The organism is Rhizobium oryzicola (assembly GCF_030504645.1).
Classification (GTDB): domain Bacteria; phylum Pseudomonadota; class Alphaproteobacteria; order Rhizobiales; family Rhizobiaceae; genus Neorhizobium; species Neorhizobium oryzicola.
This window is the reverse complement of record NZ_JAUKWQ010000001.1, coordinates 1,292,033-1,303,829: the sequence shown is the minus strand read 5'-3', so window position 1 is coordinate 1,303,829 and position 11,797 is coordinate 1,292,033. Positions and strand designations below refer to the sequence as shown.

At 60.6% G+C, this 11,797-nt stretch carries 13 protein-coding genes; 4 read left to right on the top strand and 9 right to left on the bottom strand.

The window, feature by feature from the left end; all coding sequences use genetic code 11:
• Positions 1–42: 42 nt before the first annotated feature.
• Complete coding sequence (locus Q2T52_RS06495) at positions 43–465, bottom strand: DUF2000 family protein (protein WP_302075834.1); 423 nt, start codon at positions 463–465, stop codon at positions 43–45.
• 19 nt (positions 466–484) lie between these two features.
• Between Q2T52_RS06495 and Q2T52_RS06490 the strand changes: the two genes are divergently transcribed.
• A complete protein-coding gene (locus tag Q2T52_RS06490) occupies positions 485–1,342 on the top strand; it encodes an AraC family transcriptional regulator (RefSeq protein ID WP_302075833.1) in 858 nt (285 codons plus the stop codon).
• Positions 1,343–1,434: 92 nt separating this feature from the next.
• A complete protein-coding gene (locus Q2T52_RS06485) occupies positions 1,435–2,790 on the top strand; it encodes an esterase-like activity of phytase family protein (RefSeq protein WP_302075832.1) in 1,356 nt (451 codons plus the stop codon).
• A gap of 91 nt (positions 2,791–2,881) precedes the next feature.
• On the opposite strand, the gene Q2T52_RS06480 is transcribed toward Q2T52_RS06485, so the two are convergent.
• The 8 genes from Q2T52_RS06480 to Q2T52_RS06445 form a co-directional block, all read right to left on the bottom strand.
• The gene (locus Q2T52_RS06480) at positions 2,882–3,205 is read right to left on the bottom strand and encodes a type II toxin-antitoxin system PemK/MazF family toxin (protein WP_302075831.1); all 324 of its coding nucleotides are present in this window, start codon (positions 3,203–3,205) and stop codon (positions 2,882–2,884) included.
• A complete protein-coding gene (locus Q2T52_RS06475) occupies positions 3,202–3,426 on the bottom strand; it encodes an antitoxin MazE family protein (protein WP_302075830.1) in 225 nt (74 codons plus the stop codon). The genes Q2T52_RS06480 and Q2T52_RS06475 overlap by 4 nt, the downstream gene beginning before the upstream one ends.
• 70 nt (positions 3,427–3,496) lie before the next feature.
• On the bottom strand, positions 3,497–3,913 hold the full coding sequence (locus Q2T52_RS06470) for a DUF2442 domain-containing protein (RefSeq protein WP_302075829.1): 417 nt from the start codon (positions 3,911–3,913) through the stop codon (positions 3,497–3,499).
• Entirely contained in the window at positions 3,900–4,148 is a 249-nt protein-coding gene (locus Q2T52_RS06465; RefSeq protein WP_302075828.1) for a DUF4160 domain-containing protein, read from the bottom strand. The genes Q2T52_RS06470 and Q2T52_RS06465 overlap by 14 nt, the downstream gene beginning before the upstream one ends.
• A gap of 78 nt (positions 4,149–4,226) precedes the next feature.
• Positions 4,227–5,747, bottom strand: a complete 1,521-nt coding sequence (gene ppx / locus Q2T52_RS06460; RefSeq protein ID WP_302075827.1) for an exopolyphosphatase — start codon at positions 5,745–5,747, stop codon at positions 4,227–4,229.
• A 6-nt stretch (positions 5,748–5,753) separates the two neighbouring features.
• Positions 5,754–7,943: an RNA degradosome polyphosphate kinase gene (locus tag Q2T52_RS06455; protein ID WP_302075826.1), complete on the bottom strand. Its 2,190-nt coding sequence runs from the start codon at positions 7,941–7,943 to the stop codon at positions 5,754–5,756.
• Between the two features lie 62 nt (positions 7,944–8,005).
• A complete protein-coding gene (gene hdaA, locus Q2T52_RS06450; protein WP_302075825.1) occupies positions 8,006–8,728 on the bottom strand; it encodes a DnaA regulatory inactivator HdaA in 723 nt (240 codons plus the stop codon).
• Positions 8,725–9,876 carry an AI-2E family transporter gene (locus Q2T52_RS06445; RefSeq protein WP_302075824.1) on the bottom strand — a complete coding sequence of 384 codons (1,152 nt, stop codon included), beginning with the start codon at positions 9,874–9,876 and terminating at the stop codon, positions 8,725–8,727. Before Q2T52_RS06445 ends, hdaA begins: the two co-directional genes overlap by 4 nt.
• 193 nt (positions 9,877–10,069) lie before the next feature.
• On the opposite strand from Q2T52_RS06445, the gene purM reads away from it, so the two are divergent.
• Positions 10,070–11,143 (top strand): phosphoribosylformylglycinamidine cyclo-ligase, encoded by a 1,074-nt coding sequence (purM, locus tag Q2T52_RS06440; protein ID WP_302075823.1) that lies wholly within the window; start codon positions 10,070–10,072, stop codon positions 11,141–11,143.
• Complete coding sequence (gene purN, locus Q2T52_RS06435) at positions 11,140–11,796, top strand: phosphoribosylglycinamide formyltransferase (protein WP_302075822.1); 657 nt, start codon at positions 11,140–11,142, stop codon at positions 11,794–11,796. Before purM ends, purN begins: the two co-directional genes overlap by 4 nt.
• Position 11,797 lies beyond the last annotated feature (1 nt).

Sequence of the window (11,797 nt, the reverse complement as noted above, 5' to 3'; positions counted from 1 at the left end):
ATCCGAATGCCGCACGACGAAACCCGTCGTACGGCATTCCTGTTATGGATGCATCTTCGCACCTTTGGTGATCTTGTCGGCGATCTTCCTGTCGGTCCTCAGCGCCAGACCGACAAACTTGGCATTTTCGGGCGAGAACTGTGCAAACACCTCGCGATTGGCGGCGTCGTGGCCGGTGGAGAACATCTCCTCCACATAGGCCGAGGTCTGCACCCCACGCTCCAGTGCGCGCCTGTGGATGGTCTGCAGACCTGCCTGATCGGTCGCCAGCACCACGATGGGCTGGATGCAGAGCGGATGGAAGACATTGCCCGCCGCATCGCGATAGGGTTCGCCCATCAATCCCGGCGTCGCGCCGACTATGCCGCTGGTTAGAAAGGCGGTAACATTCAGCTTCTGCCAGACGGCAATATCATCTCTCAGGATGATGACGAACTTGGTGTCGAAGGTGATGGGCTCAGCCATAGGAAACTCCGCAAATACAATGCCTTTCAGCCCGATAGCTCTAGATGACGGCGATAGTCTTGAAGGTTTGTGCAGACCGGGAGGGCGCTTCCTCAGCGGCCCCAGCATCCGCAATATCGAGCGGATCGAAGCCGCCTTTCGCGGCGATATGTTTTCCCCGCATCGGCACGATACCTATGGACTGGGGCTGACCCTTTCCGGTGTGCAGACCTTTGCCTATCGCGGCGAGCGCCGCTTCAGCCAGCCGGGCAACATCATCGTGCTGCATCCGGACGAGGTGCATGACGGTGCAGCGGGAACGGAAGACGGTCTGGTCTACCGGATGCTATACGTGCCGCCGGACTTGATCGCAGCAGCCTTGCCGCAAGCGAACACCCTGCCCTTTGTGAGCCGGCCGGTGATCGAGGATGCCATGCTGGCTGCCGCACTGGCGGAAGCCCTGCACAACCTCGCAAGCGAACCGGAGGATCTGCAGCTTGACGATATCCTGATGCGCATCGCCGCCGGGCTTTCCCGCCATGCGCAGGATCGAACGCCGAAATTCTTGAACGACGAGCGGGCGATTGCGATGGCAGCGGATTACCTGCGCGCCCACGCCACTGAAACTGTCTCATCCGTGACGCTGGAACGGCTGACCGGCTTTGATCGCTATACGCTGGCGCGCCAGTTTCGTCGTCGCATGGGCACCAGCCCGCATCGCTTCCAGATCATGCGCAGGCTGGAGCTTGCCCGTAAACACCTGTGCCGAGCCGAAATTTCTCTAGCCGATGCGGCCTTTGCTGCAGGCTTTGCCGATCAGGCGCACTTTACCCGCCATTTCCGCGCCGCTTACGGAATCTCCCCCGGACGCTGGCGCGCGTTGAGCAGATTATCCTGAAGCGTCACCAAATCTTCATCTGCTCGCAATGCGAGCGACATTCAGCATCCCTAATCCTGCCCCCGTTCCAATCCATCATCGGGGGATATATGATGAAAACGATCCTGCTCGCGTCCGCAGCCGTCCTGGCGCTGACCATCGGCGCCAAGGCCGAGGAAAAGGCTTTCCCGGCAAAGCTCTCGGCCCAGGCCATCCTGCCAGCAAACACCATCATTCCGGCACCGGATGATGCGCCCGACGCGCTGAAGACCGCCGCCAAGTTTACCACGCCTGACCGCAAGCGCGCAAACGGCATCGGCACCGTGCCCGGCATGGACGGCATCCACCCCACCGGCCTTTCCATGCCCTTCAACGGCCAGGCCGTGCAGGGTTTTTCCGGCATCAAGACCATGCCGGATGGGTCTTTCTGGAGCCTGTCCGACAACGGCTTCGGCTCCAAGCTGAATTCCGTCGATGCCATGCTGATGCTGCATCACCTGAAGATGGACTGGGCCAACAACAAGGTCGACCGCATCGAGACCGTGTTCCTGTCCGACCCGAACAAAGTTGTACCCTTCCCGATCGTCATGGAAGGCACTGACAAGCGCTACCTGACCGGCTCCGACTTCGACATCGAATCCATCCAGCCGGTGGCCGATGGCTACTGGATCGGCGAGGAGTTTGGCCCCTATCTGCTCAAGGTCAACCTGCGCGGTGAGCTGGTTGCCGTCTATTCGACCACGGTCGAGGGCAAAACCGTGATGTCGCCGGATCACCCGACGCTCACCCTGCCCTCCGATCCGTCTAAGCCAATGCCTGCTTTCAACCTGCGTCGCTCCAACGGCTTTGAAGGTCTGGCCATGTCTCCGGATGGCTCACGCCTCTACGCCCTGCTGGAAGGCCCGCTCTATCTCGGCGACGGCAAGTTCGAGCAGGTGGAAGGCCAGAACGCACTGCGGGTCATCGAATTCGATACGGCGGGCAAAGGCTGGACAGGCCGCAGCTGGCTCTATCCGCTCTCCGCTGGCGGCACCAATATCGGTGACTTCAACATGATCGACGGCACGACCGCGCTCGTTCTGGAGCGCGATGGCGGCGAAGGCACAGCCGACAAGGCCTGCGCTGACCCTGCCAAGCCGCAAGTGGATTGCTTTGAAAAGCCCGCCAAGCACAAGCGCGTCTACAAGATCGAAATGACCGATGCCAATGTCGGCAAGGCAGTGCGCAAGATCGGCTACATCGACCTGATGAACATTGCCGATCCGGACAAGAAAGCCAAGCAGGGCACAAAGGATGGCATCTACACCATGCCGTTCGTGACCATCGAGAATGTCGATGTGGTCGATGCCACGCATATCATCGTCGGCAACGACAACAACCTGCCCTTCTCCATCGGCCGCTTCATCGACAAGCCAGACGATAACGAATTCGTTCTGCTTGAGGTGGGTGATTTCCTGAAGGCGAAGTGAGCCGCATTACCGCAGGAACAACAGAGCGTCCGGCAGCAATGCCGGGCGCTTCCCTCAGCTATCGACGGCGGCCCTTCAAGAGCAGCCATCATCAGGCAAGACCGAGAAAGACCGCAAGAGATCGTGTGACGGAGAGCATGGCTTCATCCTCCAGGCGACCGAACGCCGGACCAAGCTTGTCGCGCTTCACCGACATGACCTTATCGACCATGACCTGAGAAGGCATTCGCAGCCCATTGGCAGGGGTTGGATGGACCATTGGCCTCAAGAGCGGCGCATCCACAAGAGTGCTTGACACCAACAGTACCGTGACGGTGCCGGTTTCTTCAAACTGGTCGGCTTGAATGATCAATGCAGGAGGGGGTTTACCAAAATCCCCCGGCATGGCGACCGTCACAAGATCCCCGCGCCTCACGCGTCGCCCTCGCCGCCCATATCTGCAAGAGCGGCATCCATGAAAGCATCGAGATCAGGATCGGAGGCATCCGCTAAAGCAACGAGACGTGCCTGACGGCGGCACTCCGCAGCAAAGCCAGGCTGGCGTGTATCGGGCACCCAGATCTGAACTGGTCGCAAGCCCGCAGCGCGCATCGCATCCCGATGCTTCTGAACCCTCTGGTTGATCGGTGCCGGCATGATGCCCTCCCTACTACGTTACATGTAACATAAGGGAAGAGACAGACATCTTCAAGCTCGCCAGCCGGTCTCAGCTGCCAGTCGCCGTCTTTCGGGGCCTGCCTCCCTTGCGACCGTTTTCTCGCGCAGCGATCGCCTTCGCCTCAGTTCGAACCTTGCCACCGCTTGAACCTAGCCGAGCAGCCATCCATGTCTTGCTGCCGAAGACGCCCTGCAGAATGGCTGGAATGTAGACATCAGCGTCTAGCTTCGGCCAATGAAGACCAAGCCCGGCTGGACTGATTTCAATCTCCGCAAGATCTTCTAGCCCAGCGTTTTCCAAACCCTCTGCAAGCTCCGCCGGAAATGCAATTTGGACGCCAGTGTTGAGTTCGATGATCACCCGGCCAGACCGGCGGTCATACCGTGCGGACACGGCATAGCCATTCGAGCGTAGCTTTTGCATGCGCTGCTCGGCTGCTTGAAGATCCTGTTCAGTAAGCTCCATGGATCGCACTCCAGTCCTCGCAAAGCTTTGTCAGCACGCTGGCAACATTCCCCGCCATACGGGTGAGTTCGGCGCGATTGCAGCCAAAACTCTCCCGCAAGATGGGCGGGCCGTCAGGGCATTGCAAAATGAACACCGCCTCGCCGACAGCGCTTTTGACATGAACATGAGCGGGTCTGTGGTCGTTCGGATAGATGACGACGCGCAGACCATCGAAGCGAAAGACGGTCGGCATGCGATCAATATACCAAAACCCAAGCGCTTAGGAAAGCTGCCTGGTTAACGGTCGTTAGAGACGCGCCGCGGGCGCCCCTTACTCAAACACAAACGCAATGCGCTTGTTCGTGAGCTTGCCGAGCTGTTGCAGGCGGCCTTCGAGACGTTCCCCAGCAAAGTCCGCGTAATCATGCGGCACGACGAATTCGAGGTCGAGATCACCTCGCTCCGCCTTGCGGAAATAGAGATGGTCAACCACGCCGGGCATTGATGCCGAGAAAAGGTAGACCACACGCAGCAGGCCGCCCAGCAGCTTGGCCAGCCCCAGCAGGCGCGGCGTTGCGATCTGCGACAGCGGGCCTGTGGCCCCATCATCATGCAGGCCTTCGAAGCGATAGTAATTGGCAAGCGCCAGATAGGCGCGGCCCGGATGGGTAATGCCCACCAGCGAGGAATGCGCAATCAGGTTCAGCGCCTGCAACCCGCGATAATCCGGGTGGGCGCGCCAGCTGATATCCGCCAACAGACAGGCGGCGCGGCGATAGCGGTTTTCTTCTTCCGTTTCCTCAATGCCGAAGGCAGGCACCATCTGGCCGGTCCAGTCGGCGAGTTCGCGCGCGTGCTCAGGCGAGCGGGCACGCAGGATGGCCAGTTGGTCGGCGGCCAGCAGAAGCGGGTCTTTCTCCTGCTCGTCCGGCGGCAGTTGCGAATAGAGGTAGCCCTCGCGCACGCCTTGCGCCGAGAAGATAACGCGCGCCGGTTTCATGGCGGCCAACACTTCCTGCATGGCAACGGCGCCGAAGGGCAGAAGCGCGCGGCGGCTTTTCGAGACAGACTGCCAGGCTGGATCTTTCGAATCCTTCGACAGAACCACCTGTTCCAGGAAGTTCTGCATCTCGTTCAGCTGCAGCTGATAGCCCTGCATCATGTGCAGCGGGTAATTCGTGATTTCCATGTGCAGCTTGGCAATATTGCGCCAAGTGCCACCCACTGCATAGAAGCTGCGCCCCGCCCCGCCCTGCAGAAACTTGGCGGACTTCACCTCCTGGCGGGCCAGTGCGCGTGCCTTGGAGAGCGAATTGCCTGACGCTTCCGACAGGCGCAGGCCGCCGAGCGGCAGGGTAATGCCCGGCGTGAAGACGCCGTTCCTGATATCGATCAGTTCGAGCGAACCGCCGCCGAGATCACCGGCAATGCCATCAACCTCCTGGAAGCCGCTGATGACGCCGAGCGCCGAATACCGCGCCTCTTCCTCACCAGACAGGACCTGCACAGGCTGGCCGAGGATCTCTTCGGCAGCGGCAATGAATTCCGGTCCGTTGGAGGCTTCGCGAGCGGCGGCAGTCGCCAGCACGAACATCTTGGTAGCGCGGGCCTGACGCGACAACGCCTTGAAGCGACGCAGCGCATGCAGCGCGCGCTCAACGGCCTCGGTGTCCATGCGGCCGCTGGAGCCCAAGCCCTTGCCGAGGCCGCAGAGCACCTTCTCGTTGAAGAGGATTGTTGGCGCACGGGACAGGTCTTCATAGATCACGACGCGAACGGAGTTCGAGCCGATGTCCACGATGGAAACAGGAGCGCTACCGGGGAGACGCCCCTGAGCTTCAGATCTTACCATTCGTCACTATTTCTTGCGACCCGAGACAATGCCCGCGATCAGTTTCGGCGCACTCGATTTCAGAGCTTCCCCACGCCCCGAAAGGCTTGGGTTGGTCATAAAATAGTGTTGCGCGTTGAAAGGTTCCTCGCCTTTGCGAACCTCCATCCGGCGCGACGTACCGTCGGGCAATATCTCGTAGCTCTGCTGGTTGTCAATCAGGTTGCCCAGCATGATCTGCGACAGAACCTGCTCATGCACAGTAGGGTTAAGCAAAGGCACCAGTGTTTCCACGCGGCGGTCGAGATTACGCGGCATCATGTCTGCGGAGCCGATATAAACCAGCGCATTTTCGGAGGGCAATCCGTACCCGTTGCCGAAGCAGAAGATGCGGCTATGCTCCAGGAAGCGCCCGACGATGGACTTGACGCGGATATTATCCGACAGACCCGGCACCTGCGGACGCAGGCAGCAGATGCCGCGCACCACGAGATCGACTTCCACGCCGGCCTGGCTGGCGCGATAAAGGGCGTCGATGATCTCAGGGTCGACCAGCGAGTTCATCTTCATCCAGATCGCCGCCGGGCGACCAGCGCGCGCATGCTCGATCTCTTCCGCGATGTGCTTGAGGATGCGCGGACGCAACGTATAGGGCGAAACCGCCAGCTTCATGCTTTCTTCCGGCTCGCCATAGCCGGTGATGAAGTTGAACACGTTCGCCATGTCGTGGGCGATCTTGGGGTTGCAGGTGAAGAAGGACAGGTCCGTATAGATCTTGGCGGTGACCGGGTGATAGTTGCCGGTGCCGAGATGGCAGTAGGTCCTGAGCTTGCCGTCCTCGCGGCGCACGACCATCGACATCTTTGCATGCGTCTTCAGTTCGATGAAGCCGAACACCACCTGCACGCCGGCGCGCTCCAGGTCTCGCGCCCAGCGGATGTTGGCCTCTTCGTCGAAGCGCGCCTTGAGTTCCACGAGCGCAGTCACGGATTTGCCCATCTCAGCGGCATCGATGAGCGCACGGACGATCGGGCTGTCATTCGAGGTGCGATAGAGCGTCTGCTTGATTGCGAGAACATCAGGGTCGCGCGCCGCCTGCAGCAGGAACTGCACGACGACGTCGAAGCTCTCATAGGGGTGGTGAACCACCATGTCCTTTTCGCGGATGGCGGCCAGGCAATCGCCGGCATGTTCGCGAACGCGCTCCGGGAAGCGGGCATTGTAGGGCTCGAAGCGCAGATCGTCGCGTGGCGCCTTGGCGATTTCAGACAAGGTGTTGAGCGCCAGCAGGCCTGGCAGAACCGCAACGCGATTATCCGGCACGCCGAGTTCCTGCACCACGAACTGGCGCAGTGAGGCCGGCATTTCCGAATCCGTTTCGATACGGATGACCTTGCCGCGGCGGCGGCGCTTCAGCGCGGTTTCGAAGAAGCGAACGAGATCTTCCGCCTCTTCTTCCACTTCGATATCGCTGTCTCTGATAATGCGGAAGGTGCCGGCGCCCTTGACCTCGTAGCCAGGGAACAGCCGGTCGATGAACATCGACACGACATCTTCCAACGTGATGTAGCGGATGGTCACGCCGTCATCCGGCAAGCGGATGAAGCGATCGAGCGTCGGCGGCAGGCGCAAGAGGCCGGTCATCGGCTCGCGACCCAGCTTGCTGTCCAACTGCAGTCCCATGGAGAAGCCGAGATTGGGAATGAAGGGGAATGGGTGGGCCGGATCGATGGAAAGCGGGGTCAGGATCGGGAACAGATTGTCCTCGAAGGAGGAGGCCAGCCATTGCCGATCCTCATCCGTGAGGGCGGCCGGACGCACGATCAGGATATCGTCCTTGGCGAGATACTGCTGCAGCACAGCCAGCGAGGCCTGCTGCTCCATCTGCAGATTGTCTATCTCCTTCAGGATGTCGTCCAGCTGTTCCGCGGGGGTCTTTCCATCAGGACTGCGGATGACAATGCTCTGGCGTACCTGACCTTCGAGACCTGCCACGCGGACCATGAAGAATTCATCAAGGTTAGCTGCAGAGATCGACAGGAAGCGCACACGCTCCAGAAGCGGGTGGGCGGTATTCAGCGTTTCCTCGAGAACCCTGCGATTGAACTGCAGCCAGGAAAATTCGCGGTTGATGAAGCGCTCAGGGCTGTTCATCAGGTCGGTCAGTTCGATGGACGACATGGATGGCGCTTCTTGTGTTTCGGTGATTTGATCCATGGCTGATCCCCCTTCGCTCATCCAAATTCGCCTATAACGTTTCGACGACGGAACTGTGACAGTCAATCGTCGTCATCTTCCTCGTCCGGCGCACCCGCAAAACTGGTCAATACCTCGGCGGCCAGCGACCGTGTGATACGTGTTCCGCGTGAGAGCGCCAGCCGGTCCAATTGGTCCACCACGCCTTGGGCTGCCGCCAGCGACCGCTCCATGCGCGCAACGATATAGCCAACCAGCTTCTCATCGATCGCCAGCTGTCGGTCGGCAAACAGCTTGACGATCACCTGCGCCAAGAGGTCCTCGTCCGGCTCGCCGATTTCCACGACCGTCACAGCCTTGAGACGCGAGCGCAGATCCGGCAATGTAACAGGCCAGGACATGGGCCACAGCCGGGCCGTCATCAGCAGGCTGGTGCGGTTTTCCCGCACGCTGTTGATGACATGGAAAAGCTCGTTGTCGTCAAAACCGTTGCGGTCCGCATCCTCGAACAGAACCGGGCCGGCAGCCGCCGCAAGCGCGGCATCCTCGCCATGTTTTGGATGGATGTCGGTCGCATGGGCGAGCGAGCGCCAGATATCGGCAAGATGCGACTTGCCTGAACCGGCAGGCCCCGTCAGCACCACAACGGGTGAAGGCCATGCGGGCCAGGCATCGATCAGCGACAGGGCAGCCGTGATAGGTTCGCCCACGAGCAGGTCCTCACGACCGGTGGCGGCAGAATGGGAAAGTTCCAGCGGCAGCTGCTCCGGGCGCTGCCACTTCGGCTTGGCGAAATTGTCTGTCATTCTTTGGTCGATGGTTCTTCCAGGGCCTTTGGCTGCACGCTCTGCCTGTCATCCCAAGGCAAAGTGGCGGAGTGGCCGAAATAGATGTCGCTTTGAAGATACCGCGTCAGGGCGAAGCGAACAAGCACGCCGATCATGGAGGCAGCCGGCACCGCCACCAGCAGCCCGACAAAGCCGAACATGGCACCGAAGGCGAGAAGCGCAAACATGAGCCATACCGGATGCAGGCCGACGCTGGAGCCGACGAGTTTCGGCTGCAGGATATTACCCTCGATGAACTGGCCCGTGAAGAAGACGCAGACGACGGCAATCACCCAGGGGTAATCCGGCCAGAACTGCATCAGCGCCACGCCGACCGAGAGAACCAACCCAACCAGCGAACCGATATAGGGAATGAAGCTGATCATGCCCGAGACGAAGCCGATCAGCAGGCCGAAATTCAGGCCGACGATGGAGAGGCCGACAGCATAATAGATGCCGAGGATGAGGCAGAGCGATCCCTGCCCACGAATGAAACCGGAGACGGCACGGTCCATCTCTCGCGCCAGCTGGCGCACAGTCGCCACCTGATCGCGCGGGATCCAGCTATCGACTTTTTCCACCATGCGGTCCCAGTCGAGCAGGATGTAGAAAGCAACAACCGGTGTGACGACAAACAGCGAGATGATGTCGACGACCGCCTTGCCAGAACTCCACAACTGGCTGAGCAGCGTGCCGAGGAAGCCAGCGCCTTCCGACATCACGCTCGAAAAGTTCTCCTTCGCCGCCTGCACCTGAGTGGCCATCCAGTGGGGCAGGAAGGAGTTTTCCGGGCTCGCGATCAGCTGCTGCAGCTGCGAGATGTAGTTCGGCAGGCTCTTGGCGAAATCGTTGAACTGACTGACGATCAGCGGGATGACCAGCATCAGCGCAAGCGCAAACATCAGGACGAAGCTGATGAGAATGACGACCGTTGCCATGAGGCGCGAGAGACCACGGCGTTCCAGCCAGTCTGCCACCGGATCGAGAAAATAAGCCAGCGCCATGCCGGCGACGAAGGGCAGAAGAATGGTGCGGAAGGCGAGCAGAAAGATGATGAAGACGACCAGCGCGCCGACCCAGAAAAGGAGATAGCGCCGGAGGCTTGCACCGCTGACATGATAGGCCATGGCTCGTCCCTTTCGACATTCGCATGTTCCTGATGGGATATGCCGGGGGCACTGCGATAGGTCAAGGCTTGCATCAGTGTGCAGGAATGTGATCTGAACAGCTTGGAAAACCGGGCTCGATGCGGTCTGCCGCTTGCATCTGGCGGCGCATCATGCCATGGCGACCGCTTCCAAGGACCATCGGAGACGGGCGATGAGTGAAGCAGGCAAGAACGGTCTCACCTATAGCGACGCAGGCGTGGATATCGACGCCGGCAATCTGATGGTGGAAAAGATCAAGCCCGCCGTGCGCTCCACCCGCCGCCCCGGCGCTGATGGCGAAATCGGCGGCTTCGGCGGTTTGTTCGATCTGAAGGCCGCAGGTTTTACGGATCCGGTTCTGGTGGCCGCCAATGACGGCGTCGGCACCAAGCTGAAGATTGCGATCGATGCCAATCGCCATGACACCGTCGGCATCGATCTCGTCGCCATGTGCGTCAACGATCTGGTCGTTCAGGGCGCCGAACCGCTTTTCTTTCTCGACTATTTCGCGACCGGCAAGCTGAACCCCGAACAGGGTGCTGCCATCGTTCTCGGCATTGCCGATGGCTGCCGTCAGGCGGGCTGCGCTTTGATCGGCGGCGAGACGGCTGAAATGCCCGGCATGTACCGCGATGGCGATTATGACCTTGCCGGCTTTGCCGTGGGTGCAGCCGAACGCGGCCAGCTGCTGCCAACGGGCGATATTGCGGAAGGCGATGTCATTCTCGGCCTCACCTCGTCTGGCGTTCACTCCAACGGCTTCTCGCTGGTGCGCAAGATCGTCTCCGTCTCGGGCCTTTCCTGGGATGATGCGGCACCCTTTGCCGAAGGCAAGACACTTGGCGAAGCGCTACTGACCCCGACACGTATTTATGTGAAGCCGCTGCTGAAGGCGATCCGCGAAACCTCCGCCATCAAGGCGCTGGCGCATATCACCGGCGGCGGTTTCCCGGATAATATTCCGCGCGTTCTGCCCGATCATCTGGCGGCTGAAATCGATCTCGACAGCATTCCCGTTCCGCCCGTCTTCTCGTGGCTCGCCAAGACCGGCGGTGTCGTGGCCAACGAAATGCTGCGCACCTTCAACTGCGGCGTCGGAATGATCGCGGTCGTCGCGGCTGAGAACGTTCAAGCCGTCACCGACGCGCTGACCGCCGAGGGCGAGATCGTCGTGCCGCTCGGCCGCATGATTACGCGTCCTGAAAATGGCGCCGGCACCGTTTACAAGGGCACGCTTGCCCTATGAGCGAGGCCCGCAAGCGCGTCGTCGTCCTCATTTCGGGCAGCGGCTCCAACATGGTGGCGCTGGCGGATGCCTGCGCCGCGAGCGATTTTCCGGCAGAGATCGTCGGCGTGATCTCGGACAAGAAGACGGCGGGCGGACTTGCCAAGGCAGAGGCCCGCGGCATCGCCACCTTCGCCTTCGAGCGGAAGGATTATGCGTCCAAGGCAGAGCATGAAGCAGCGGTTCTCGCAGCCCTTGCCAGCCTGAAGCCTGATATCGTCTGCCTTGCGGGTTATATGCGCCTGCTGACGGCTGAGTTCATCCGTCCCTATGAGGGCCGCATCCTCAATATCCACCCTTCCCTCTTGCCGCTGTTTCCGGGCCTGCACACGCACCAGCGTGCGCTGGATGCCGGCATGCGGGTTTCCGGCTGCACGGTGCATTTCGTCACCGAGGGCATGGACGAAGGTCCTGTCGTGGCGCAGTCGGTTGTTCCTGTTCTGCCGGGTGACACAGCGGATACGCTTGCCGCCCGCGTGCTGACCGTCGAACACAAGACCTATCCGCTGGCGCTAAAGCTCTTTGCGGAAGGCAAGATCCGCATGACCGGCGATGGCAAGGTGGAGCGGGACGGCGTACAGGTCAGCGCTGCCTCGCACCTGATCAGCATCTGAC